The 24,910-nt window shown below is 67.6% G+C and carries 22 protein-coding genes and 1 pseudogene; 13 read left to right on the top strand and 10 right to left on the bottom strand.

The annotated features are described in order from the left end of the window. Positions 1-4: 4 nt before the first annotated feature. Positions 5-1,564: a PAS domain-containing sensor histidine kinase gene (locus NTY77_05090; protein ID MCX5794849.1), complete on the bottom strand. Its 1,560-nt coding sequence runs from the start codon at positions 1,562-1,564 to the stop codon at positions 5-7. A 114-nt stretch (positions 1,565-1,678) separates the two neighbouring features. On the opposite strand from NTY77_05090, the gene NTY77_05085 reads away from it, so the two are divergent. Further along, on the top strand, positions 1,679-2,839 hold the full coding sequence (locus tag NTY77_05085) for an acyl-CoA dehydrogenase family protein (protein MCX5794848.1): 1,161 nt from the start codon (positions 1,679-1,681) through the stop codon (positions 2,837-2,839). A 326-nt stretch (positions 2,840-3,165) separates the two neighbouring features. Here the strand turns inward: NTY77_05085 and NTY77_05080 are convergent, their stop codons facing one another. Both NTY77_05080 and NTY77_05075 read right to left on the bottom strand, forming a co-directional pair. Beyond that, the gene (locus NTY77_05080; protein MCX5794847.1) at positions 3,166-3,567 is read right to left on the bottom strand and encodes a type II toxin-antitoxin system death-on-curing family toxin; all 402 of its coding nucleotides are present in this window, start codon (positions 3,565-3,567) and stop codon (positions 3,166-3,168) included. Next, on the bottom strand, positions 3,568-3,795 hold the full coding sequence (locus NTY77_05075) for an AbrB/MazE/SpoVT family DNA-binding domain-containing protein (protein MCX5794846.1): 228 nt from the start codon (positions 3,793-3,795) through the stop codon (positions 3,568-3,570). Positions 3,796-4,086: 291 nt separating this feature from the next. On the opposite strand from NTY77_05075, the gene NTY77_05070 reads away from it, so the two are divergent. The 9 genes from NTY77_05070 to NTY77_05030 all read left to right on the top strand — a co-directional run bounded on the left by NTY77_05070 (position 4,087) and on the right by NTY77_05030 (position 13,824). Further along, positions 4,087-5,697 (top strand): methylcrotonoyl-CoA carboxylase, encoded by a 1,611-nt coding sequence (locus tag NTY77_05070; GenBank protein MCX5794845.1) that lies wholly within the window; start codon positions 4,087-4,089, stop codon positions 5,695-5,697. Continuing rightward, positions 5,697-6,482: an enoyl-CoA hydratase-related protein gene (locus NTY77_05065; GenBank protein ID MCX5794844.1), complete on the top strand. Its 786-nt coding sequence runs from the start codon at positions 5,697-5,699 to the stop codon at positions 6,480-6,482. The genes NTY77_05070 and NTY77_05065 overlap by 1 nt, the downstream gene beginning before the upstream one ends. Continuing rightward, a complete protein-coding gene (locus NTY77_05060) occupies positions 6,469-7,962 on the top strand; it encodes an ATP-grasp domain-containing protein (GenBank protein ID MCX5794843.1) in 1,494 nt (497 codons plus the stop codon). Before NTY77_05065 ends, NTY77_05060 begins: the two co-directional genes overlap by 14 nt. Continuing rightward, a complete protein-coding gene (locus NTY77_05055) occupies positions 7,962-8,465 on the top strand; it encodes a biotin/lipoyl-binding protein (GenBank protein ID MCX5794842.1) in 504 nt (167 codons plus the stop codon). The genes NTY77_05060 and NTY77_05055 overlap by 1 nt, the downstream gene beginning before the upstream one ends. Positions 8,466-8,493: 28 nt before the next feature. Continuing rightward, entirely contained in the window at positions 8,494-9,561 is a 1,068-nt protein-coding gene (locus NTY77_05050) for a hydroxymethylglutaryl-CoA synthase (protein MCX5794841.1), read from the top strand. 87 nt (positions 9,562-9,648) lie between these two features. Next, on the top strand, positions 9,649-10,812 hold the full coding sequence (locus NTY77_05045) for a thiolase domain-containing protein (protein MCX5794840.1): 1,164 nt from the start codon (positions 9,649-9,651) through the stop codon (positions 10,810-10,812). Position 10,813: 1 nt separating this feature from the next. After that, a complete protein-coding gene (locus NTY77_05040) occupies positions 10,814-11,203 on the top strand; it encodes a Zn-ribbon domain-containing OB-fold protein (GenBank protein MCX5794839.1) in 390 nt (129 codons plus the stop codon). A 10-nt stretch (positions 11,204-11,213) separates the two neighbouring features. Continuing rightward, the gene (locus NTY77_05035) at positions 11,214-12,773 is read left to right on the top strand and encodes a tetratricopeptide repeat protein (GenBank protein MCX5794838.1); all 1,560 of its coding nucleotides are present in this window, start codon (positions 11,214-11,216) and stop codon (positions 12,771-12,773) included. Positions 12,774-12,837: 64 nt separating this feature from the next. Then, a complete protein-coding gene (locus NTY77_05030) occupies positions 12,838-13,824 on the top strand; it encodes a zinc-binding alcohol dehydrogenase family protein (GenBank protein ID MCX5794837.1) in 987 nt (328 codons plus the stop codon). A 23-nt stretch (positions 13,825-13,847) separates the two neighbouring features. Here the strand turns inward: NTY77_05030 and NTY77_05025 are convergent, their stop codons facing one another. Further along, complete coding sequence (locus NTY77_05025; GenBank protein MCX5794836.1) at positions 13,848-14,852, bottom strand: Fic family protein; 1,005 nt, start codon at positions 14,850-14,852, stop codon at positions 13,848-13,850. Between the two features lie 177 nt (positions 14,853-15,029). On the opposite strand from NTY77_05025, the gene NTY77_05020 reads away from it, so the two are divergent. Together NTY77_05020 and NTY77_05015 are read left to right on the top strand one after the other, a co-directional pair. After that, complete coding sequence (locus tag NTY77_05020) at positions 15,030-16,367, top strand: transposase (GenBank protein ID MCX5794835.1); 1,338 nt, start codon at positions 15,030-15,032, stop codon at positions 16,365-16,367. A gap of 184 nt (positions 16,368-16,551) precedes the next feature. Further along, entirely contained in the window at positions 16,552-17,373 is an 822-nt protein-coding gene (locus NTY77_05015; protein ID MCX5794834.1) for a hypothetical protein, read from the top strand. Between the two features lie 119 nt (positions 17,374-17,492). Here NTY77_05015 and NTY77_05010 read toward each other — a convergent pair whose 3' ends face one another. The 6 genes from NTY77_05010 to NTY77_04985 are packed head-to-tail and all read right to left on the bottom strand — an operon-like array spanning position 17,493 to position 23,896. Continuing rightward, on the bottom strand, positions 17,493-18,437 hold the full coding sequence (locus tag NTY77_05010; GenBank protein MCX5794833.1) for an MBL fold metallo-hydrolase: 945 nt from the start codon (positions 18,435-18,437) through the stop codon (positions 17,493-17,495). Continuing rightward, positions 18,437-18,937, bottom strand: coding sequence for an ATP:cob(I)alamin adenosyltransferase (locus NTY77_05005; GenBank protein ID MCX5794832.1), 501 nt, complete (start codon positions 18,935-18,937; stop codon positions 18,437-18,439). The genes NTY77_05010 and NTY77_05005 overlap by 1 nt, the downstream gene beginning before the upstream one ends. Further along, positions 18,934-19,506 carry a nitroreductase family protein gene (locus tag NTY77_05000; protein MCX5794831.1) on the bottom strand — a complete coding sequence of 191 codons (573 nt, stop codon included), beginning with the start codon at positions 19,504-19,506 and terminating at the stop codon, positions 18,934-18,936. The genes NTY77_05005 and NTY77_05000 overlap by 4 nt, the downstream gene beginning before the upstream one ends. Continuing rightward, positions 19,507-21,969, bottom strand: coding sequence for an FAD-binding protein (locus tag NTY77_04995; protein ID MCX5794830.1), 2,463 nt, complete (start codon positions 21,967-21,969; stop codon positions 19,507-19,509). After that, positions 21,966-22,760: an electron transfer flavoprotein subunit beta/FixA family protein gene (locus tag NTY77_04990; GenBank protein MCX5794829.1), complete on the bottom strand. Its 795-nt coding sequence runs from the start codon at positions 22,758-22,760 to the stop codon at positions 21,966-21,968. Before NTY77_04990 ends, NTY77_04995 begins: the two co-directional genes overlap by 4 nt. A gap of 2 nt (positions 22,761-22,762) precedes the next feature. Then, positions 22,763-23,896, bottom strand: a complete 1,134-nt coding sequence (locus tag NTY77_04985) for an acyl-CoA dehydrogenase family protein (GenBank protein ID MCX5794828.1) — start codon at positions 23,894-23,896, stop codon at positions 22,763-22,765. Between the two features lie 42 nt (positions 23,897-23,938). Here NTY77_04985 and NTY77_04980 point away from each other — a divergent pair. After that, a pseudogene (locus NTY77_04980) lies at positions 23,939-24,862 on the top strand (phosphate acyltransferase). The last annotated feature ends 48 nt before the right edge of the window (positions 24,863-24,910 follow it).

Raw genomic sequence — 24,910 nt, 5'->3', positions numbered from 1 at the left:
GGACCTAGGATAGCATTCTGGAAGGCGGGCTCGGAGACGGGGCGTCGGCCCACACGGGCAGGCAGAAGGAGAAGCGCGAGCCCCGGCCTGGCTCGCTTTCGACTACCAGCCGGCTGCCGTGCTTCTGCAGGAGCTGGCGGACCAGGACCAAGCCCACGCCGAAGCCCTTGGCCAACTGCTTGCCCTCCTCCGTGCGGTAGGGGCCCGAGAGGACGCGCTCGCGGTCTTCGGCGGACAGGCCGATGCCGGTGTCCTCGATGGAGAAGCGCACCTGCGGGGGGACGGTCTTCTCCACGGAGACCCGGATGGCGATGCGCCCGCCCTCGGGCGTGTACTTCACCGCGTTGGTGACCAGGTTGTTGATGATCAGCGAGAGGCAGTCGGGGTCGGCCCGGACCGCGACCGGCAGATCCTCCGGGAACCCGGTCTGCAGGCTCAGGCTCTGCTTCTTGGCTTCGGCCAGGGGGGTCAAGGTGACCAGGTCGTCGAGCAGGACGGAGCGGATGGACGTCGGCTGGAGGGACAGGTCGAAGGTCCCGGACTCCAGGCGGTGCAGGTTGAGGAAGTTCTCGGTGTAGCCCTTGAGCTTATCCAACGTCCGCAGCATGACCTCGTGGGCGTGGCTGGCGCTGGCGTCCAGCCGGCCGGTGCCGCGCAGCAGGGCCAGGGCCAGCCTCATGTTGGTCAGGCCGTTGGCGTACTCGTGGTTGATCAGCGAGATGAGGTCCGTGCGCAGCTTGGCGGCCTCGCGCAGCTCGGCCTCGGCTTTCTTGGCCTCGGTGATGTCGCGCGCCACGTGCACGGCTCCCGTCACCCGACCGGCCTCGTCGAAGATGGGAGTGGTGCTGACCAGGAAGTCGCCGTGCAGGCGGTCCTCGTGGACCTCCGCGAAATGCTCCTTGCCGTCGGAGCAGGTCAGGGCGTGCGGGCAGGCGCCGAACGGGTGGGAGCTCCCGTGAACCGTCTCGTGGCAGGCCCGGCCCACGCAGTCTCCGGGCGAGAGGCCCAGGCGGTCGGCCATGGCCTTGTTGACGCGCCGGATGCGGTGGCGGGCGTCGAGCACGGCGATGAGGTCCGGGACCGCGTTGAAGGTGTGCTCCCATTCCTCGCGGGCGGCCTGCGCGCGGGCCCGCGCCGCGACCGCGTCCTCGGTGAGGTCGAGCGCGGCCTTGCGAGCGGCGCGCAGGGCTTCGTTGGCGGACTTGGCCTCGGTGACGTCCATGGAGAGGATGAACGCGCCCTCCGGCACCGGCTGGATGCTCAGCTTGAACCACCCTGCGGTCCCGTCGGGGAAGGTGAACTGGTTGTCCACGCTCTGGGCCGTGCCTTCCTCCAGGCAGAGCCGGATGGCGGCGAAGGCCGGCGTGGATTCGATGCCCGGCCACATGTCCATGTAGCGCCGGCCGATGAGCTCGGCCTTGGGCCGGCGGTTGTGGCGCTCCGCGGCGTCATTGATGTAGAGGTACCGCCAGTCGCGGCCGATGACCTGGCAGCCTTCCAGCAGGCCGTCCATGATGGCGCGGAAGCGCTCCTCCGGCAGCGGGGGCTCAGGCTGGCTGGGCATGGGATCCTTCTTTCTGGACATTGTAATCGCCGATACTCAAATCAATGTCAAATCCTGCGGGCCGGAACTTCGCTCTTTTTGACTTGGTTCCGGCCCATTTCATATCCTTGGTCCATGCCACTATCATTCGATCTGACCGAAGACCATAAGATGATCCGCGACACGGTGCGCGCCTTCGCGGAAAAGGAGGTCCGGCCGGCGGCCCACGACCTGGACCGCAAGGAGGAGTTCTCCGCACAGTTGACCAAGCGCATGGGGGAGATGGGCCTCTTCGGCATGCAGATCGAGCCGGAGTACGGCGGCCAGGGAATGGACTACGTCTCCTACATCATCGCGGTGGAGGAGATGGCCCGGGTGGACGGCTCGCAGGCCGCGACCTTGGCGGCGCACAACTCTTTGGGCGTGGGGCCCATCCACGATTTCGGCAATGCGGAGCAGAAGGAGAAGTACCTGCCCAGGCTGTGCTCGGGAGACCATGTCTGGGCCTTCGCCCTGACCGAGCCGGAGGCGGGCTCCGACGCGGGGGGGACCCAGACCAAGGCCACGAAGGTGGACGGGGGCTGGCAGCTCAGCGGCGCCAAGGTCTTCATCACCAACGCCACCGTGGACTGCTCCTTGGGCGCGACGGTGCAGGCGGTCAGCGGCAAGCGGGCGGACGGCAAGAAGGAGTACACCTGCTTCCTGCTCGAGAAGGGCACGCCGGGCTACACCACCAAGCAGATGCACGACAAGCTGCTCTGGCGCGCCTCGGACACGGGCGAGCTGTACTTCGACAAGGTGAAGCTTCCCGACGCGCAGGTGCTGGGCAAGCAGGGCGAGGGCTTCAAGCAGATGCTGGGGACTTTGGACGCGGGGAGGCTTTCCATCGCGGCCATGGGCCTGGGCTGCGCGCAGGGCGCCTTCGAGCTGGCTTTGGCCTACGCCAAGCAGCGCAAGCAGTTCGGCGCGGCGATCTCGACCTTCCAGGCCAACGCCTTCAAGCTGGCGGACATGGCCACGCAGATCGAGCACGCCCGGCTCTACCTGTACCAGGCTTGCTGGCTCAAGGACCAGGGCCGGCCTTACGCCCGGGAGTCGGCCATGGCCAAGCTGAACTGCGCCGAGGTGGCGCGGCTGTGCGTGACGCACGGCCTGCAGCTCTTCGGGGGCTACGGCTTCATGGGCGAGTTCCAGATCGAGCGGTTCTTCCGCGACCAGAAGCTGCTCGAGGTGGGCGAGGGGACCTCGGAGATCCAGCGCCTGGTCATCGCCCGCGCCATCGGCTGCTACGAGTAGCCGTTGCCGTCCCGAGGTCCTGCGCCGTTAGCGCAGGACCCGCCCAGACGAGCGCAGCGAGTCTGGGCCATTGGGTGGGCGGCCACTCTCCGTTTTTAGGACACAGGCTGTGGCTGGCGCCGGACGCCCTGACTCGAGGTTCTCATGCGGGACTTCAAGTCTTTTGTCCCTGCTGGGCGACTTGGCGTCCAAGCGATGTCGAATAGGGGCATCCTCGACCTGGCCGTTATGCTAGAGCTGTCGAACGAAACGCTGAGCCGCCGCCGGGCGCATGGGCCGACCGCTTGAGCGGGCGGCTCATGCGAATGTTGGGCATGCCCTGCAACTCAGGCTCCGCCCTTATAGCGTCTGTAGGTCTTCTCAAGCATGCCTGCAAAGCCGTCCTTGTCCATCTTCCCCGAGGCGACTTTTCGGGTGGCTGCCTCCAACTCATCTTCGCCGCCCAGTACGGGATATCCATTGATCTCCAAGAAGACCAGCGCGGTTGCCAGAGCGGCCCTCTTGTTCCCGTCGACGAATGCATGATTCTGGGCTATGTGGTATGCATAGGCCGCCGCCATTCCGAAAGGGAACTCATGAAAGTACTCCTTCCCTGATCCGCTTTGCGGCATGGCCACTGCGGACTCCAACAGTGCCAGGTCTCGGATGCCGGGTTTCCCTCCGAAGGAGCGGACCAAGTCCTCGTGGAACTCGAGGACTTCCGCGAGAGAGAGGAATCGCGGCGACATTTAGTCCGCCAGCCGCTTCAGCGCGCGGCCGAACCGCTTTTTCACGGCACGATAGGCCTTCACCGCCTCTTTGACCTGGCCGGGTTCTGAAATCGGAGAGATGACCAAATTTTTGCCGTCTGTCGTGATCTCCAGGGGCGTGGTCTCGGATATGTGAAGAAGGGAGAGTATCGCCTTGTCTATGACGAGTGCTTCGCTGTTGCCGACTCTGGTGAGGAATTTAACCATGGCTGCCTCCGTTAGTACACTGTCATTATAACAGTCATAACGGCAATGTCAAGGCATCTTCTATTTATGGAATGCCGCCTGGCCGGACGGCCTAGCACTTCTCCCCGCTCTCGACAGACGGCCTGAGCTTGTCCGCGGCGCTTTCCTAAGAAACGGAAGTGACCAGCCGAGGAATGGCCCAGATGCGCTGCGCGCATCCGGGCGGGTTCCGACGCTTCGCGTCGGAACCGCGTAACAGCAAAGAACCGGGGCCTGCAAAAGGGGGAAAGTTTGGTAGAATCAGCCAGTCCCATGGATAAACTCACCTCCCAGATAGACACCTCCAGCGCCCAATTCAAGGAGAACGTCGAGCACAACCGCGGCGTGGTCGAGAAGTTCCGCGCCCTCTCCGAAGAGGCCAAGCTCGGCGGGCCCCAGGCCACGCGCGAGCTCCACAAGTCCCGCAAGAAGCTCCTGGTCCGCGAGCGCCTGGAAGTCCTCCTCGACCCCGACACCCCCTTCTTGGAGCTCTCCGGCCTGGCCGCCCGCGAAGTCTACGGCCCGGACTCTCCGCCCGCCGCCGGCCTCGTCACCGGCATCGGCGTGGTCAACGGCCGCCACGTCATGGTCATCGCCAACGACGCCACGGTCAAGGGCGGCACCTACTACCCCATCACCGTCAAAAAGCACCTGCGCGCCCAGGACATCGCCCTGGAGAACAACCTGCCCTGCGTCTATCTCGTGGACTCCGGCGGCGCCTTCCTGCCGCTCCAGGACCAAGTCTTCCCGGACCGCGACCACTTCGGCCGCATCTTCTTCAACCAGGCCCAGCTCTCGGCCAAGAACATCCCCCAGATCTCCGTGGTGCTCGGCTCCTGCACGGCTGGCGGCGCCTACATCCCGGCCATGAGCGACGAGACCATCATGGTGCGCAAGCAGGCCACCATCTTCCTGGCCGGACCCCCGCTGGTCAAAGCCGCCACGGGCGAGGACGTCTCCGCCGAGGACCTGGGCGGCGCGGACGTGCACTGCAAGATCTCCGGAGTCTCCGACCACTACGCCAACGACGAGGCCGCGGCCTTGCGCATGGCGCGCAACGCCGTCGAGAACCTCGGCAACCGGCCCCGGGCCGACATCGGCGCCTGCGCGCCTGAAGAGCCCGCCTACGCTCCCGAGGAACTCTACGGCGTCATCCCCAAGGACATCCGCAAGCAGTTCGACATGCGCGAGATCATCGCCCGCATCGTAGACGGCTCCCGCTTCCACGAGTTCAAGAAGCTCTACGGGACCACCTTGGTCTGCGGCATGGCCCGCATCATGGGCTATCCCGTGGGCATACTCGCCAACAACGGCATCCTCTTCTCGGAGAGCGCGCTCAAGGCCACTCACTTCATCGAGCTCTGCTGCTTCCGCAAGATCCCCCTGCTCTTCTTCCAGAACATCACCGGCTACATGGTGGGCAAGAGCTACGAGCGCGGCGGCATCGCCAAGGACGGTGCCAAGATGGTGACCGCGGTCTCCAACGCCAACGTGCCCAAGTTCACCATCATCATGGGCGGCTCCTACGGGGCCGGCAACTACGGCATGTGCGGCCGGGCCTACGACCCCCGCCTCTTGTGGATGTGGCCCATGGCGCGCATCTCGGTCATGGGTGGAGAGCAGGCGGCCAACGTCCTGTGCACGGTCAAGGCCGCCCAGCAGGAGAAAGCCGGCAAGCCCATGTCCCAGGAGCAGCAGGACGAGTTCAAGCGCCCCATCCTGGAGAAATACGAGCGCGAGGGCCACTCCCTCTACAGCACGGCCCGGCTCTGGGACGACGGGATACTCGACCCCGCGGACACCCGCACCGCCTTGGGCCTCTCCATCGCGATGTCTCTCAACGCCCCCATACCGGACTTCGCGCCCAGCCTCTACAGGATGTGATGACGACCCGCTACAGCACCCTCGAGCTCGAGCGCGAAGGCACGACCATGCTCTTGTGGCTGGCCCGGCCGGAGAAGCGCAATTCCTTCGACTCCCATCTGCTCAAAGAGCTGGCCCGGGCCTTCACGGAGATCGACCAGGACCGCTCGGTGCGCGTGCTCGTGCTCAGCGGCCGGGGCAAGTCCTTCTGCGCCGGCGCGGACCTGGCCTGGATGCGGGAGGTGGTGGACTATACCCTTCCGGAGAACCGGCGCGACTCCCAGGCCATAGCCGACGCCTTCAAGGCCCTCTACTCGATGAAGAAGCCCACCATCGCCGCGGTCAACGGCGCGGCCATAGGCGGAGGCATGGGCTTCCTGGGCGCCTGCGACATCGCAGTCGCCTCCACCGTCGCGGTCTTCAGCCTCAGCGAGGTGCGCCTGGGCCTGGTGCCGGCCTGCATCTCCCCCTTCCTCCTGCGCCGGGCTCCCGCTGGGGCCCTGCGCCGCTACATGCTCTCGGGCGAGCGCTTCGACGCGGCCGCGGCCCTCCAGCTCGGCCTGGTCGACGAGGTCGTCTCTCCCGAGGGGCTCATCCCCCGCGCCAAGCGCATCGCCGCCAGCCTGGCCGAGGCCGCGCCCGGCGCCCAGGCCGTGGTCAAAGAGCTCCTGGAGCGGGTGCCCGGGCAAAGCCTCGACGCCGCCCTGGAGTACGCAGTGGAGGTCATCGCCAAGCTGCGCGCCGGAGCCGAGGCGCAGAAGGGGATGCATTCTTTCTTGGAGAAGAAGCCCTGTGTCTGGAATTAAGCCCATCCGCAAGGTCCTGGTAGCCAACCGAGGCGAGATCGCGGTGCGCATCATGCGCACCTTGCGGGAGATGGGCATCGCGTCCGTCGCCGTCTATTCCGAGGCCGACGCCGAGGCTCCGCACGTGGCCATGGCCGACGAGGCCTTCTTCATCGGCCCCGCGGCCTCGGCTCAGAGCTATCTGTGCATGGACCGCATCCTGGAGGCGGCGGCCAAGACCGGGGCCGACGCCATCCACCCCGGCTACGGCTTCCTCTCCGAGAACCCGGATTTCTCCGCGGCGGTGTTCAAGGCCGGCCTGGTCTTCATCGGCCCCTCGGCCGCGGCCATACGGCAATTGGGCAACAAGCTCAATTCCCGGACCTTGGCGCTCAAGCATGGCGTGCCGGTCATCCCGGCCGTGACCGAGAACGGCGATCGGGAAGCCTTCCGCCTCGCCGTGCGCAAGATGGGCTACCCCGTGCTCATCAAGGCCGCGGCCGGCGGCGGCGGCAAGGGCATGCGCGTGGTGCGCAAGGACGAGGATTTCGAGCCCTTCCTGGAGATGGCCAAGCGCGAGTCCCAGAAGGCCTTCGCCAGCGCGGAGGTCTTCGTCGAGAAATATCTGGCGCGGCCGCGCCATATCGAGTTCCAGATCCTGGCCGACCACCATGGCAGCGTGGTCCATCTCAACGAGCGCGAGTGCTCCATCCAGCGCCGCCACCAGAAGATCGTCGAGGAGACCCCGTCTCCCCTGATGACGCCGGAGCTCCGGGACAAGATGGGCAGGACCGCCGAGCGCTTGGCCGCGGTCGTGGGCTACGTCAACGCGGGGACCGTGGAGTTCATCGTCGATGAAGGCGGGGACTATTTCCTCCTGGAGATGAACACCCGCCTGCAGGTGGAGCATCCGGTCACGGAGCTGGTCCTGGGCCTGGACCTGGTCGCCGAGCAGATCCGCATCGCCGAGGGCCGGCCCTTGCGCTGGAAGCGGGCGCCCGAGGCCCGCGGCCACGCCTTGGAGTGCCGGCTCTACGCCGAGGACCCGGCCAACGGATTCTTGCCCAGCCCGGGGCGCATCGCCTGGCTGCGCGAGCCTGCCGGCCCGGGCGTGCGCAACGATTGCGGGGTGCGCTCCGGCTCGGAGGTGTCCTCTTTCTACGACCCCATGATCTCCAAGCTCATCGTCTGGGGGGAGGACCGGCCCGCCGCCATCGCGCGCATGCGCCGGGCCCTGCGCGACTACGCCATCCTGGGCCTGACCACCAACAGGGACTATCTCCTGGACATCATAGAGCAAGAAGCCTTCGCCAAGGGCGAGCTGCACACGGGCTTCGTGGAGCAGCATCTGCACGCCTGGCAGCCCCGCCAGACCTCCTTGGACGCGGCCCTGATCGCCGCGGCCGTCCTGCCCGGTGCGCGGGCCAACGCGGGGTCGGCTGAAGGCACCGCCGCGCCAAGACACGACCCGTGGCTGACCGCGGGGGACTGGGGGCGCTGATGGAGCACCGATTCTTCCGCGCCGGCGAGTCCCTGCGCCAGACCTACACGGTGCGCAAGGAAGGGCAGCGCTTCCTGGTGCGCCTGGAAGGCCAGCCAGAGGTGGAGGTCTCCACCGTCTCTTTGGGCGGCAACCGCTTCCTCCTGCGCCTGCCCGGCCGCCAGCTGGTGGTGGATTGGGCGCGCCGGGACAAGGAAGTCTTCCTGCAGATCGACGGCGAGAGCTTCCATCTACGGGAGGAGGACGCGGCCCATTCCGTGGCCGACGGGGACCACGGCGAGGCCGACGAGCCCGTCATGAACTCGCCCTTGCCCGGCCGCGTGGTCAAGGTCCTGGTCAAGCCGGGCGACGAGGTCAAGAAGGGCCAGCCCGTGGTCATCATCGATTCCATGAAGATCGAGTTCGAGTTCAAGGCCCCGCGCCCCGGCACCGTTGAGCAAGTCCTGGCCGTGGAGGGCAAGCAGATCGAGGTGGGGCAGTGCCTCATCGCTTTTAAGAAGTAGAATGTAATTAGGCCCTTCCGGAGGCTCCATGGCAGAAGTGAAGGTCGGCATAGTCGGCTGGGGCGCGGACATCCCGCGCAACCGCATCAAGGCCGAAGAGATCGCGAAAGTCTGGGGCGCGGACGCGGCCGCCTACAAGCGCGGCCTCATGCTCGAGGAGAAATCCGTGCCCTCCTCGGACCAGGACACGGCCACCATGTCCGTGGAAGCGGCGCGCCGGGCCCTGCAGAGGGCGCCCGTGGACCCCCAGGACATCGGCGCCATCTACGTGGGCAGCGAGTCGCACCCCTACGCGGTCAAGCCCACCGGGACCATATTGGCCGAGGCCTTGGGCGCGGTGCCGCACTGCCACACCGCGGACCTGGAGTTCGCCTGCAAGGCCGGCTCGGAGGGCATGTTCATCGCCTCCCAGCTGGTGCGCTCCGGCGCCTGCCGCTACGCCATGGGCGTGGGCGCCGACACCTCCCAGGGCGCGCCCGGAGACGCCCTGGAGTACTCCGCGGCTGCGGGCGCCGCGGCCTTCATCTTCGGCCGGGAAGCCCTGGTTGCGGAACTCCTTGAGACCCACGCCTACATGACCGACACGCCGGATTTCTGGCGGCGCGAGCACATGTTCTACCCCAAGCACGGGGGGCGCTTTACGGGCGAGGAAGCCTATTTCCGGCACGTGGTCTCCTGCACCAACGAGATCATGGAGAAGGCCAGCTTGAAGCCCAAGGATTTCCGCTACGTGGTCTTCCATCAGCCCAACGGCAAGTTCCCTTACCGCGCCGGCAAGGTGACGGGCTTCTCCAAAGAGCAGATCGAGACCGGCTGCCTGGTGCCCAAGCTCGGCAACACCTATTCCGGAGCCTCGCCGCTGGGCATGACCGCGGTCCTCGACGTGGCCAAGCCCGGAGACCTCGTGCTGATGATCTCCTACGGCTCGGGCGCGGGCAGCGACGGCTTCGTGTTCAAGGCCACCGCGGCATTGCCCAAGGTGCAGGACAAGGCCAAGAAGACCTGGGACATGCTTCTGAGCCCCCGGCGCAAGTACCTGGAGTACGGCACCTACGCCAAGCTGCGCGGCAAGATCCGCATGAGCGAGGAGCACTGAATTGAGGGACACAATACTTAATTCATATGCGCACTTACGCCGGGACGGAATTAAGTATTGTGTCCCCGAATCCGGAGGAGCACTAAGATGAGACCAGTAGCGGTCATAGGCGTCGGCCTGTCGCCCTGGGGAGAGCTGTGGCGCTCTTCCTTGCGCGACCTTTTCGCGCAAGCCGCCCTGAAGGCCATCAAGGATTCCGGGGCGCCCCGCATCGACTCTCTGCTGGTGGGCTGCATGAGCGGCGGCCTCTTCAACAGCCAGGAGCATGTGGGCGCCTTGGTCGCGGACTATACCGGCCTTAAAGGCGTGCCCGCGACCCGGGTGGAGTCGGCCTGCGCCTCGGGCGGAGTCGCCTTCCGCCAGGGGGTCCTGGAGGTCGCTTCCGGCGCCAGCGACTTCGTTTTGGTCGGCGGCGTGGAGAAGATGACTGACCTCTCCGGCGACGGAGCCACCTTCGCCCTGTCCACGGCCGCGGACTTCGACTACGAGGCGTATCAGGGCGCCACCTTCCCGGCCCTCTACGCCTTGATGGCGCGCGCGCACATGGACAAGTACGGGACCACCCGCGAGCAGTTGGCGATGGTCGCGGCCAAGAACCATGACAACGGCCTGCTCAACCCCAACGCCCAGTTCAAGATGAAGGTGAGCGTGCAGGACGTCATGAACTCGGTCAAGGTGGCCGAGCCTCTGTGCCTGCTGGACTGCTCGCCCATCACGGATGGGGCCGCGGCCGTGGTGCTGGCGCCCGTGGAGCTGGCGGCCAAGCTCAAGAAGGGGCCGTTGGCGAAGGTCCTGGGCGTGGGTCAGGCCGCGGACGCCATGGCCTTGGCCCAGCGCGAGGACATCACCCGCCTGGAAGCCGCCGAGCTGGCCGCTCAGCGCGCCTACAAGATGGCGGGCAAGTCGCCCAAGGACATCGATTTCGCCGAGGTGCACGACTGCTTCACCATCGCCGAGATCTGCGCCATAGAGGCTTTGGGCTTCTGCAAGCCGGGGCAGGGCGGGAAGTTCACGGAGCAGGGCCACACGGCCCTGAAGGGCTCCAAGCCCATCAACACCTCCGGAGGCCTGAAGTCCAAGGGGCACCCGGTCGGGGCGACCGGCGTGGCTCAGATCGTGGAGCTCGTGGAGCAACTGCGCGGCGCGGCCGGGGAGAGGCAGCTCTCCAAGGCGCGCGTCGGCCTGGCCCAGAACATGGGCGGGACCTGCGGCTCGTCGGTGGTCAGCATACTCGGCCGGGAGGGGAAATAGAATGCAACCGCAGAGAGTCTGGCGCGAGATCCCCCAGCGCTACCGGCTGGAAGCCGGGCAGTGCCGCAAGTGCAAGAAGATATTCTTCCCGCCCAGGCTCAAGTGCCCGGACTGCGGGGGGGAGGCCTTCGCCAAGCTGCGCCTGCCCACGGACGGCAAGCTGCTCACCTATACCGTGGTGCACACCGCGCCGGAGCGCTTCGCCAAGCTCGCGCCCTACGGCCTGGGCATCGTGGAGCTCTCCAACAAGGTCCGGCTCACGGTCCAGATCGTGGACGTGGAGCCCGAGGAGCTCAAGAGCGGCATGCCCCTGCGCCTGGAGTTCCGCAAGATCCACGACGTGGGCCACGCCGGGGTGATCTGCTACGGCTACAAGGCCGTCCCCGCCTAGCCGCGCTCCCGTGGCGAGAGCTGGGCTGTCCTCGTGGGAGGCCGACCTCCGCCAAGGCCGGAGCGCGGAGAAGGCGGGGCGCCCGCAGGATGCGGAGCGGTCCTATCGCAGGGCTCTGCTCGCCAACCCGGCCTCCGGAGCCCTGGAATTGGATTTCTCCAGGTTCCTCGAGGGCCGCGGCCGGCTGCGGCCGGCCCAGGAGCACCTGCTGCGCGCTCTGCGGCTGGGAGCGTCGTCGTATGAGGGCCTCATGGCCTTGGGGCGGGTGCGCGAGAGGCTCGGGCGCGGCGGCGCGGCGCAGAGGGCCTTCCGCGGGGCCGCGCTGGCCGATCCGGCATCGCCTTGGCCGCCCAACGAGCTGGCTCGGATCCTGATCCGTTCCGGCCGGCTCACGCAGGCCCGCAAGACCGTCGAGGCGGCCGCCGCCCGGCAGCCCAGCGGCGCGGCGCAGGCGTGGCCGGAGGTCTTTTCGGCGCTGTTGTGCGCGCGCCGCTATCCCGCGGCCTTCCGGCTGGCGGAAGCCATGCTCCGGAGATCCGTGACGGTGGCCAACCCCAACGCCTTTCAGTGGCCGTGGTGGCAGAGGGTCGGCCCTTGGGATCCGGCGGGCCTGAGGGGCTTCTGCGCCTCGGAGCTCAAGCGTCTGCGCAGGGCCGGCGGGGATAAGACGTCCCGAGCCTGGTACGCCTATTGCCGCGGCAGCCTCCTGGCGCGGATCGGGACGCTGAGGGAGGTGATGGCCGAGTACCGGCGCATCGGGCCTGCCCGCAGCCCGCGCGAGGTCTATCGGCATCATCCTTTCGTGACCTACCGCCTGTCCAGGGGAGACTACGGCTGGGTCATCGGGGCCTGCCGCCGCCTCTTGCGGCTGCTGCCCGAGGACTGGGGGCTGCGCTGCCGGCTGGCGGAGGCCAGGCTGGCCCGGGGCGAGGCGGCCGGCGCGCTGCGCGAGTTCGAGCGCGCGCGGCGCGCCGCCGACGTCTTGGCCAAGGCCGAGGTCATGGCGTGGCACGGCGAGGCGCTCCTGTGGCTGGGGCGGTACCGCGAGGCTTTGGCCAAGCTCGACGAGGCTGTCGCGTCCGGAGCCCTCTCCTGGGCTCGCGGCTGGCGCGGCGCCGCGCGCTTGAAGCTGGGGGACTGCCGCGGAGCCTTGGCCGACCTCGACTCCGCCATCGCGGCGGATCCCCGGGACATCGAGTCCCGCGTGTGGAGGGGCGAGGCCTACAGGCTCATGGGCCGTCACGCCGAGGCCGCGGCGGAGCTGACGGACTGCCTCCGGCACGGCCAGGCCAATGATTGGGCTCTCTGCAACCGGGCTTTGGCGCGGCATGCGCTCGGCGACGAGGCGGGCCTGGCCGTTGATTTTTCCGCGGTCTCGGAAGATGTGACCGCTTTCATCCGCGGCAGGCTGGGAGCGCCGGCGGGCCGGGCCTTGAGCCCGCCCCGGATGCGCAGGATATTGCTGGCCGCATTGGAGCGGGCCAAGGGCCTGCGCCGTCCGGAGCCTTATCTGAGGCCCATCTGGATGCGCCCGCATGAGGGGGTCAGGCATGAGGGGGTCAGGTCTTGAAATTTGACAATTCAAATAAGGGGATGGAGCATCTCCACGGTCTGAGCCGGGGGGAGGTCTCGCCATGATGCGCGCCTGGCTGCTCGACAAGATAGGCTCGCTCCAGAACCTCCGGCTCGGGGAGACCGCCGAGCCCAGGCCCGGCGAAGGCGAAGTGCTCCTGCGCGTGGAGTTCGCTTCCCTCAATCCGGCGGACCGCTACCTGGCCGAAGCGCTCTATCCGGCCCGCCCGGTCTTGCCCCATATCCTGGGCCGCGACGGCCTGGGGACCGTGGTCGCCGTGGGTCCCGGCGTGCAGGGCCTGGCCAGCGGAGCGCGCCGCGTGATCCTGCGCGGCGAGGCGGGGGTCAACCGCCCAGGCCTGTTCGCGCAGTACGCGGCGGTGCCGGCGGACTGCCTGGCCGCGCCGACTCCCGGCTGGAGTCCCCAGCAGAGCGCCGCGGCTCCGCTGGTCTATCTCACCGCTTATCAGGCCCTGACCATGTGGGGTGAGTTGCCACCGTCGACGGTGCTTGTCACCGGCGCCTCCGGAGGGGTGGGGGTGGCCGCGGTGCACTTGGCCCGGGCCATGGGGCATACGGTGCTCGCCATGTCGCGCGACGCGGGCAAGGCCGAGAAGCTCCGCCAGCAGGGGGCGCAGTCGGTCGTGGATCCCAACGACCCGCAGTGGCCGAAGCGCGTCAAGGAGTTCCTCAAGGGCGGCAAGGTGGATCTGGCCGTGGACACCATCGGCGGCGAGTCGTTCAACCAGGTGCTGGAGACTTTGGGCGCCGGCGGCAAGGTGTCCTGCGTGGGCCGGCTGGCCGGGCCCGTGCCCTCGTTCAATACGGCCAGCCTCTTCTTCAGGAAGCTGCGCATCGGCGGGGTGAATGTGGCGGCCTATCAGGGACGGGAAGCCCACGCGGCCTGGGACTCGGTGCTGAAGCTGCTGAAGAAGACCGGCGCCGCGCCGCTGGTCGATTCCGAGTGGGAGTTCGAGCGCCTTCCCGAGGCCTTCGCCCGTCTGGCCGCCGGGCCCATGGGCAAGGTCGTGCTCAAGATCGCGCCCTAAAAACCTTCAGGCTCGCTTCGTTATCAGGCCAAGACGTATTTTCCGGTCTTATGCCCGCCTACACGCTTGATCAGGCCCGCCGCCAACAGAGGCTTGATGATGAAATGCGCCCCTGGCTTGGTGACCTTGAGCGCCTCCTGGATCGCCTGGATGCCGAGCGGCTCAATGCGCAGCAGTGTGATGAGCCGTTCCTGTTTGGGCGTCAGCGTCAGGGCCTTGTCTTTGGCAGCGGCACTGACGGCCTGGATGCGCTTCCATGTTCGCTCCAGCGCTTCGTTGATGGCTTCGGCGATGTATTCCACCCAGCCGGATAATTCCTGGCCCTCGCTCTGAACACGATGCAGGGCGCGGTAGTAGCTCTGCCGGTCTTCCAGGAGGACCTCATCGACGGCAAAGATGTGGTGGGTGTCGAACTGCTTGCGGTAGAGTTCCCAGGTGGCCAAAGCTCGGCCGACTCTGCCGTTGCCGTCGCCGAAGGGGTGGATGAACTCGAATTGGTAATGGAGGATGGCCGAGCTCACGACCGCCGGCCAAGCGCGGCCAGGGCCGTTGAGCCATTCCAGCAGTTCGGTCATGAGGCGGGGCACACCCTTCGGGGTGGGGGGCATGTGCATGCCGACCTTGACCTGGTAGGGTCTGAAGAGGCCGATCGGTTCGCGGTCCAGAGCGCCCCTTTGTCCCATGATCGAGTGCAATTTGAGCACGTCCGTGGTCTCGATTTTATTGGCTTTGGCGTTCTTTTCGATGAAGCGCAGGGCGGCCAGGTAGTTTAGGACCTCCTGGATGGCGCGGGGTTTGGCCTGGGGCAGATCGCCGCCGCTGGCGATGATTTGGACCTCGGGCAGGGTCAAGGGATTGCCTTCGATGGCCGTGGAGCCGTGGGTCTGCCGGGCGGCGGCTTCTCTCTGGAGGTTGGGTATCCAGCTTACGCCTATGGCCGCGCTCTGGATGCGGGCGTTGAGGGAGGCGATCTCCTCCAAGACCTTGAGGAGATGGGGAGTGGCCTGGAAGGTGGGGGTGAAGGGCACGAAGATATCATACCAATAAGTAAAGTATAAGTAAAGTGATTCGTAAAGTGCCCTGCGGCGGCTGGTGGCCCTGGCCAGGGAACAAATCGGGCCCTCGTTCGTATATTGTAGGTGGGGGCAACGGGGGCTGGGTCCTACCGGTCGCGAGACACGGCCAGGGGGCCGCTGCATAGGCTGGTGCTCGACCATATCGAGGACTTCGCGCTGGCCCTGCGGCGGCCTCAGGATCTTCGTCATCGGCCGCCTGTGGGCGTTCTCCAGCACTTGCAGAAGTACTTGGAGTGCGGCATCGCGCGCTTCGGCGTAATGCGCTTCCGGTGCCCGCAGTGCGGGGAGGACCTGTTCGTCGCTTTCTCCTGCAAGCGCCGGGGCTTCTGCCCGCACTGCGACGCCAAGCGCGCGGCGATCATCATGGCCGACGCATCGGACCGGCTTCTGCCCGCGGTGGGCTATCGGCAATATGTCTTGACCATTCCCAAGCGGCTGAGGTGGTACGTCAACCAGAGCGCCGCTTTGCCGGGCGAGATAAGCCGCATCCTGGCCCGTGAGATAGAGCGTCTCCTGCGCAGGAGATGCGCGGGCACGGCCGCGGCCCAGCTTCACTTCATCCAGCGCGCGGGCCGTTCGCTGAATCTGCATCCGCATGTGCACGCGGTGGTCTCGGAGGGGCGCTTCAGCTTTGAGCCGGGCTTGTTGGGCTCGAAGCTCAGGTTCCACGCCGCTGCCGAGCCGTCAGAGCGGGACATCGAGCTTATGACCGAGTCTTTGCGCCACAAGATTCTCAGGCGCTTGCGCAGGCTGGGCGCCATCCCCGATGATATGGCTAAAGAGATGCTGTCCTGGCAGAACTCGGGTTTCTCCCTGCACGCCAAGGTGTTCGTGCCGGGCGGGGATCGTGAGGGGCTGGAGCGCGTCCTTTTCTATTGCGCCAAGCCGGCGCTCGCGCCTAAGCGGTTGTCGTATCAGCCGAAGAATGACCGGGTCGTCTACCGCACCGAGCCTAAGAATGGTCTGACCTTGGCTTTGCGGTTCGAGCCGGTGGAATTCCTTAGGCGCTGGGGTCTGCTGATCCCGCCGGCGCGCAGGAATCTTCTGCGCTACTACGGGGCTTTGGGGCCGAACTCGCCGCTGCGGGCGTCGCTGGTGGCCGAGGCGAGCCGGGGCACGGCCAAGGCTCGTCTGCGAAAGAAAGTGGAGGGGGCCAAGGAAGCGGTCAGCAAGAGCGTACGTTCCTGGGCCGCCTGCCTGAACCGGGTCTTCGAGGTTGACCCGTTGGTCTGCCCGCGCTGCGCCGCGACCATGGTGCCTGTGGCGGTCATCATGAACGACCAGGAGTTGGTCCGGCTGTTGGAGCACCTTGGCCTTCCGACGGAATTCCCGAAGACGATGCCCGCGCGGACTAAATTAGTCGAGGCTATGTGCGGGCCGCCGGGGGAGGAGTGTCAGCTCGACCCGCGAAGTGACTTATACGAAGCAGTCGACGTTCCTCCGGCGGATGATTTCCACTCCGCGTAGCCACGGCTCTGCCTCCACGCCGTCAACCTGAAGAATCCCACCCGATCCGGACGCTCACTCCGGCGGCGTTTTGGTATTATAGCCGAATCCAGGCCCCCTCGGGGGCCTGGATTGGATGGTTGCTTACGATAAGGTCCAATATGTTCTCAGAAACGTGCTTATCCCTATTACAATCCAAAGCCCGATGAAGGAGCCCGACTCCCGCCCCCAGGAAAGCCCGAAGCCGGTCCCGAGCCCGCGCTTGCCGGGCTCGGCACCTCTGGAGATGTCCCGGGACCCCTACACGCCCCGGCCCCGGTTCCAGGCACCGGGGCCGCCGCGGCACGGGCTCACCGCCGGGGCCGTGGCCGCCTTCCTGGCCGTCGCAGCCGCCTTCCTCTGGACGGGGTTTTCCCGCATGAAGACTCCTGCCGTCGCGGTGCGGCCTGAGCCGGTCCGGGCCGTGGCGGCCGTGCCGGCGCCCCCGGCCCCAGAGACCGCTCCGGCGGATTCGACCATGATGGTGCTGCCCGGAGCCTTGCGGGAGGAGGTCGACGGCGTCTCGGTGACCGGCGGCGAGCGGCTCCCCCCTGTCGAGCAAGCGGCTGCGGCGCCCCCGCAGCAGGCGCTCAGGGAGGTCTTCTGGGACGGCCGGACCGCGGCCGCCACGGACGGGCGACAAGCCGACGTGGTCCGCTATCATCACACCATCATGCCCGGCTATTGGGCCAACCAGCGCATCACGTTCAGGGCTAAGGTCGATGGAAGCCCCAGCGGCCGGGACGCCACCTTCGGCCCGGCCGAGCTCAACCGCGGCTTGGTCTATTTCGTGCTCATCCCCGGCCGGAGCCGGCCGCATAGCATCGTCGTGGACATGATCGACGACTTCGGCAATGGGACAGTGAGCCGGACGCGCACTTCGGCCGCTTACGACGGCAACGGCCGCGACAAGTGGGTCTCCAAGCCCCTCGAATCATGTTACTTTCCGGGCGGCATCCACGGCGCCGGGAAACCGTGCGGGCCTTAAATGTCGGATAGACTCTCCGCCATCGTGTTTCTATAGTCCGTTCTGCGGTGTTTTCCCTAGGGAAAAGGGGGGGGATGTACCCGGGGGTGTACGCCTTGCGGCCGAAGCTGGACTAGCAATCAGTGTCCGGGCGCGGAAGAGCGTTTCCGGCGCGCCGCGTGGGCGATGCCCGCGGCATTGAGCTCGATGTCGAGCTTGAGCATGTCCCAGGTCTTGGCCTGAGCAATGCCCAAGCGTTCCAGGGCAGAGCGGAAATGCTCCCGCAGGGCAGCCTCGCAAAAGCCGGCCAGTTCCGCATCATTCACGCCTGAATGGACTGCATCCTCCAGGAGCCGGGCCGAGAAATCCAAGTGTTCGAATAGCTGCTCTGCAGCGGCCGGCAGCTCGCCAAGCTCCCCGAAATGAGGCAGGAAAGCCCGCTGGGCGCCGGTCTTGAGGATGCGCTCTATGCTGGCCCGCGCCTCTGCCGGCTGGAATCCTGTGGGGCTGGTAGAGGGAAAAACAAACAATCCTCCCTTCTGCAGGTCAGGATACGCCAACCCGAAGGCGTCGCCGGTGAATATTCCTCCCGAGGCCGGATCATAGACGCAGACATGATGGTTGGCATGCCCTCGCGTATGGAGAAAAGTGAGCTCGCGGCCGCCCCAACGAAGGACTTCTCCGTCTTGCATGGAGCGGACCCGGCTCTCAGGCACGCCTGCTACGGCCCCGTATAGCTCATCGAATGCCTTTTCTCCATAGACTTTCTTCGCGCTGGCGATCAGGCGTGTAGGATCGATGATGTGCCCTGCGGCCTTATGGTGAGCAAGAAGCGTCGCATTCGGGCAGGCGTCGACCAGTGCCCGGCTGCCCGCGGCGTGGTCGAGATGGGCGTGCGTGACGATGGCGTAGTCCACCTGCTCCGGGGTCAGTCCTTCCTGACCGAGTCTTTCCAACAGCAGCGGGACGGCGCGCGCCGTGTTGTTGTCCACGAAAAGGGCCCGGCCGCCCTCCACGAGCAGATAGGAGGCCGCATAGCGGGGATGGAGGTACTGGCAGTCTATGGTGAAGACCGGGGCCGGCATCAGGATTTGGCGCGCGAGGCCCGGCAGGCCAGCATGAAGAACAGGCTGGAGAGCCGGTTGAGGTAGCTGTACACCTCCGGCCGCAGCTTCTTGGCCCGCAGGAGCCTGGTGCAGGAAGATTCCAGTTCCCGGCACCGGATCCGGCACTCGTTGTAATGGACGGCGCGCAGAGTGTCGAAGCGCACGAACTTGCGGGGGGTAGCTCCCAGGCCCGCCAGGTGCCTCTCGAGAGCCTCCACGTCGTCCTGGGTCACGGGCCAGGGCACGCAGGCGCGCGAGGCGCGGGCGAGCTCGCCCGCGCTTTGCCAGAGTTTCTTCTGGACCTCCTGGAGCGCGGCCTTGTCCCTCCGGCGGGCGTCGAGGAGCACGAGGTCGATGGCGGACTGCAGAGCGTCGAACTTGCCCTGCGCCAAGATGCGCAGGTCGTCTTTGGCCAGGCGCCGGCCGGAGAAATCGCGCGTGAAGCCCGCGTCGCCTTTCTTGGTGCAGGCCCGCTTCATTTCGCTGCGGGCAAGGGGAAGGGATTGCCGTGGCGGTCCAAGGACACGAACTCGGCTAGAGGCTTGCGCTCCACCCGCCTGGGCAGGCGCGCGGGGTAGCCTAGAGGGATGAGCTCCACCACGCTGCGGCCGACCGGGACCCCGAGGATCTCCCCGGCCTTGGCGAAGTCGAAGTAGCCCGCATGCACGGTGCCCAGCCCCTCGGCGGCCGCGGCCAAAGCCAGGTGCTCGCAGGCGATGCCCAGGTCGAAGAGCATCCACTCGTCGTTGCGCGCGGTCACGGGCTTGCCCTTGTACCAGCCGGAGCGCCCCGCGATGCCTACCGCGCAGACCAGCACCGGCGCCTCGACTGCGGCCTTGGTGGCGGGGTTGCCCGGCGAGAGGGTCTGCTGCAGCCGGCGCCTGAGCTCCGGGTCCTGGACCAGGATCAGCTCCCAGGGCTGGACATTGGCCCAGGAGGGCGCGGCCCGGAAGGCCTCCAGCAGGCGCAGCAGGACCTCGGACGGGACCGGGTCGGGCTTGAACTCCCGCACGGACTGCCGCGCGCGGACCGTCTCGTGGAATTCCACTCAGCCCTCCAGGGAGATGTCGGAGATGCCGCCCAGGCGCTTGGCCAGGTCCGCCATCTCCTTGAGCTTGGCGTCGGCGAAGACGGAGAGCCGCGCCCCGTCGGGCGAGCCGCCGCCGTGCATGCAGCCCGGCACGCCCGCGCCGATGGTCAGCCACTCGATGAGGCGCGCGATGCGGGCCCGGGTCTCGGCCGGGGCGTGCGCCTTGAGGTACTTGCGGATGAGGTGCCCATAGCGCTCGTCAAGGAAATCCTTGGCCGAGGGCATGCAGCCGGTCTCCGCGATGCCGCCCGCGATCTCCTGGGTCAGGCGCTTGGTCTCGTAGGGCAGGGTGGCCACGTGGACCTTGTTGATGTTGGCCATCAGGGAGTCGGGCAGCCAGCTCCCCGAGGGATGCTTGCGCCCCAGCACGGCCGCGGCCAGGCCCACCCCGAAGGTGGTCTCGTTGTTGACCAGCATGCGCACCAGCTTGTCGCGGAACACCTTCTCCTGCAGGCCGTTGGCCCGGGCCATGAGGATGGCCGCCCCGACCATCACGTCGCCCTGCCCGGCCACGCAGCCGCCGATGGCGGAGCGGTAGGGCAAAGTGAAGCGCGTGACCGCGTCCTCGGCCGCGGCGTACTCGCCGTGGAGGAAGATGCGCTCCTTCGGCACGAACACGTCCTCGAAGAAGAGATAGGCCTGGGTGATGCCGCCGCGGGCCACGGGGTTGTCGAAGCCCTCCTCCTGCTCGCGCGTGTCGGACGGCCGCCGCGCCTCCACGATGGTCAGGCCCGGCACGTCGCGCGGGATGACGAAGCTCACCGCGTAGTCGGCCTCCGAGCGCTTCAGGCGCGTGCCCGGCATCACGAAGATCTCCTGGGCCGCGGCCACGCCGCAGATCATGACCTTGGCCCCGCGCACCACCACGCCGCCCTGGCGCCGGGCCACGACGCGCAGATAGGAGTCCGGGTCGGCCTGGCGGGAGGGGGGGAGCTTGCGGTTGCCTTTGGGGTCGGTGAGCGCGCCGGCCACGGTGATGTCGCGCTCCTGGGCGTCGCGCAGCCAGCGGCGCAGCCGCTGATGATAATCGGTGCCCTGCGCCTGGTCGAGGTCCCAGGTGACGGACCACATGGCGTTGAGGGCCGCTCCGCCCACGCAGCGGCCTCCGGTGCAGGTGCCGGTCAGGTTGAAGGCCGCGCGCTTCATGCGGCTCAAGGCGAAGACGTCCTCGGGCGACTGCAGCAAGGACAGGTAGCGCGAGACGCGCTTGCCCGTCAGGTGGGAGGTCGTGGTGAAGAGGTCCTGATGCTTGGGGTCGCGGGCCGCGTCGAAGAGCTGGGCGTGGCCTTCCACGGTGCGCTTGGTCAGGGGATCGCAGGCCACGTCCGTGATCAAGCGGCCGAACTTGTGGATGTTGGGACGCATCTTGCTCAGACTCTCCCGGTACGACTGGGAGGTGCGCGCGCAGCCCGCGGGCTTGATCTTGGCGGCCAGGCCTTTGCCGGTGCGCAGACGCTGGAGCAGGGCCGGGATGACCTCCTTGAGGTCTCCCACGATGCCGTAGTCCGCGGTCTGGAAGATGGGGGCCTTGGGGTCGCGGTTGACGGCCACGATGGTCTTGGCGCCCTGGATGCCCACGGTGTGGTGCATCATCCCGGAGATTCCCGCGCCGATGTAGAGGCGGGGCTTGATGGAGATGCCGCTGGCGCCGATCATCTGCCGCGTCTTGGCCCAGCCTTCATCCACGGGCGGCCGGGTCGCGCCCACCGCGCCGCCCAGCGCGCGGGCCAGGTCCTCGAGCAGGGCCCAGTCCTTGCGCGAGCCCACGCCGTGCCCGCCGGCCACCACCACGCGGGCGCTCTTGAGCGCGGCCGGGCCGGAGCCGTCCGACTCGGCGCGCACCGACAGGGTCCGTACCCCGCGCAGGCCGCGCGGCAAAGAGACCTTCTCCCGAACGACCTTGGCGCCCGGGGCCCGGCCGGGGACCGGGGCGAACACTCCCGGCGCCACGGTCGCCATCTGCGGCCGCCGGTCAGGGCAGACGATGTTGGCCATGACGTTGCCGCCGAAGCCGGGCACGGTCTGGATGAGGCTGGAGCCGTCGAATTTGAGGTCCACGCAATGGGCGCTGAGGCCCGTGCCCAGGCGCGCCGCCGCGCGGGAGGCCAGGGCGGAATCCTCGCGCAGCGCGGACAGGAGCAGGACCTCGGGCTTGCGCCTCTTGGCCAGCTCGGCCAGCGCATAGGCCCGGACCGGAGTGCCGCCTGTCTCCAGGCGCGGGTCGTCGAGGACGTAGACCGTGGACGGTCCGTGCTCCAGGAGGGCCTTGGCCGCTGGCGCGGCTCCGGCGCCCAGGACCACGGCTTCCAGGACCATGCCGGCGCTCTCGGCCAGCGCGCGGCCCTTGCCCAGCAGCTCCAGCCCGACGGGGTCGGGCCGGCCGTTCTGATGCGGGACGCAGATCCAAAGAGAGGGTTTCATGATAGCGCCTTGTCCCGCCGCAGCCTCTCCAAAAGCTGGGCCGCGGCCTCGTCGGCCGAGCCCTGGAGCATCTCGCCCTTGCGCTTGACCGGCGGGGTGAAGATGTTGAGCATGCGGGTGGGCGAGCCTGCCAGCCCCACGAAGGAGGGGGAGAGGCGCAGGTCGCGGGCCGACCAGGTCGAGATCTTCCTGCCCGCGGCCGGCCGCAGGCCGGAGAGCGGGGTCAAGCGCGGGACGTTGGCCGACTGGTCCAAGGTGACTAGAGCCGGGAGGTCCGTCTCGCACACGGCTTGGCCGTCCTCGCGCAGGCAGTGCGCGTGCAGCTTCCGCTTCTTGACCTCCAAAGAGCGGGCGAAGGTCAGGTCCGGGATGCCCAGGAGCTCGGCCAGTTGGGGGCCCACCTGGCCCGTGCTGCCGTCGGCGGTGTAGGCGCCGCAGAGGATGAGATCGAAGGCTCCGAGCTTGCGCACGGCCGCGGCCAGGACGCGGGCCGTGGCCAAGGTATCGGCGCCGGCGAAAGCCGCGTCGGTCAGGAGGCAGGCCCGGTCGCAGCCCAGGGCCAAGGCCTCCTGGAGCTGCTCCGCCGCGCCCGGCGCGGCCATGCACAGCGCGCTGACTCTGCCTTTGTGACGGGCCTTGAGCGCGGCCGCGGCCTCCAGGGCGTTGCGGTCCAGGGGGTTGATGACCGAGGGCACCTCGTCGCGGCGCAGGAGCATGGTGTCCGGGTCGAGGCGAAGCTTGTCGAAGCGGGAAGGGTCCGGCACGGGCTTGATGCAGACGATGATGTTCATGGCTAGTTGAGCGCGGCGCGAGAGAGCACGATCTTGCCGACCTCGGTGGTGCCGCCGGCCGAGATGCAGACCATGGCGTCGCGGAAGTAGCGCTGCACCGGGTAGTCCAGCATGGTGCCGCAGCCGCCGTGGATCTCCAGGGCCTTGCGGCTGGCGCGCAGGGCGGCCTCGGTGGTGTAGAGCTTGGCCATGGTCATGGGCGCGGCGCAGTCGCGCCCCTGGTCCTTGAGCCAGGAGGCTCGGTAGCAGACCAGCCGGGCCGTCTCCAGGTCGGTCAGGATCTCGGCCACGCTCCACTGGATGGCCTGCAGGCCGGCGATGGGCTTGCCGTAGAGGGTGCGGCCCTTGGAGAACTTCACCGCCTCGTCGAAGGCGGCCTCCAGTATCCCCAGGGAGATGGCGGCCATGCCCGGCCGGCCCACCTCGCCGATGGTCTTGAGAGCCACCTTCATGCCTTCGCCCTCGTCGCCCACCAGGTCGGCTTCCGCCACGCGGCAGTTCTTGAAGAAGAACGAGCCGGTGTCGGCGCCGAGCAGTCCCATCTTGCGCTCCTCGCGGCCCAGGGAGAAGCCCGGAGTCCCCTTCGCGATGATGAAGGCGCTCAGGCCCCGCGAGCCCTCGCCGGTCTTGGCGATGACCAGCGGGGAGGCGCAGAGGTGGGCGTTGGTGATGTAGCACTTGCTGCCGTTGAGGAGATAGCCGCCGCGCTCGCGGGCCGCCGTGCTGGCCATCCCGAGGAGGTCGGAGCCGCCGGTGGGCTCGGTCACCGCGCAGGTCCCGAGGAAATCGCCCCGGCACAGGCGGGGCAGGTGCTTCTCCTTCTGAGCCTTGGTGCCCCAGTCGTTGATGGCCGCGGCCTGCATGTGGTGCACCTGCAGGGCGATGCCCACGGCCGCGGAGACCTTGCTGATCTCGGCCACGGCCACGGTGCGGGCCAGAAAGCCCAGCTCCGAGCCGCCGTAGCGGCGCGGGGTGACCAGGCCGAGCAGGCCCACCTCGGCCATCTGCTTGATGAGGGGCTTGGGGAATCTTCCGGATCCCTCCATCTCCGGGACCAGAGGCGCCACGGCCTGGCGCGCGAAGTCCCGCGCGGTGCGCTGCACGATCTTGACGGGGTTCGAGAAATCGAAGTCCATAGGGCTTACTTTAATAAAATAAAGGTTATAATACAAACCGTCATGTTCAGGATAGAGGAGTCGTTCGACACGCACATCCTCTCTCTCCAGAAGGACCGCCCCACCGTCGTGTTCACCGAGCCGGACGACCCGCGCGTGCTCGAGGCCGTCTGCTATCTGGCGCGGTTCATCAAGCCGGTGCTCCTGGCCTCGGAGGAATCGGTGCGCGCCGCGGCGGCGCAGTCCCTGGCCCACCTGGAGTCCACCCGAGTGGAGTTCGCCTTGTCGGCGTCCTCCTTCGTGGACATCTCCCGGAACCCTGCGTTGGTTTCGGAGTTCGCGGACGACTGCCTCAAGAACCGGCGCTGCGGCAGCCAAGCGGCGGACCTGGCCGCCGCCAAGCGCTCGGTCTCGGAGCCGGGGCTCTTCGGCGTCTACGCCGTGCACCGGGGGCACGCCGATATGGTGGTGGGCGGAGCCCGGCACGGCGCCAAGGATTTCTTCCGCCCCATGCTCGAGGTCCTCTCTAAAAGGAAGGTGGTCTGCGAGGCGGGCGTGTTCGTCCTTCCCGACGAGCATCCCGAGGGCTACTACCCCCACAACATCGTGGTCTTCGGGGACGTGGGCGTCAACGCCACCATGACCCCGGAGAAGCTCGCCGACGTGGCCGTGGGCATCTGCGCCGTGGCGCGCGACCTCATCCCCGAGGACGTGCTGCCCGAGATCCACGGGGCCGTGGTGTCCTATTCGCACCGGGGCTCGGACGAAGGCCCTTCCCCGGTCATGATCCGCCAGGCCATGGCCTTGGTGCCGGGCCTGCTGGCCGAGCGCGCGCGCATCGGGCGGCGCTACGCCGGCATCCGCATCGCGGGCGAGGTGAAGATCAGCGCGGCCATCTCGCGGCGCTCCGCCGAGCTCTATGGGGAGGCGGGCCTCACGGGCGGCACGAACGTGATCATCTGCCCCAACCTGGAGACCGGCAACCTCCTCTACGACCTCTATTCCTCACGGTACCCCACGGCCAAGAAGTTCCAG

This window comes from Elusimicrobiota bacterium (genome assembly GCA_026388095.1).
GTDB lineage: Bacteria > Elusimicrobiota > Elusimicrobia > UBA1565 > UBA9628 > UBA9628.
This window is presented reverse-complemented; position numbering and strand designations above follow the sequence as displayed.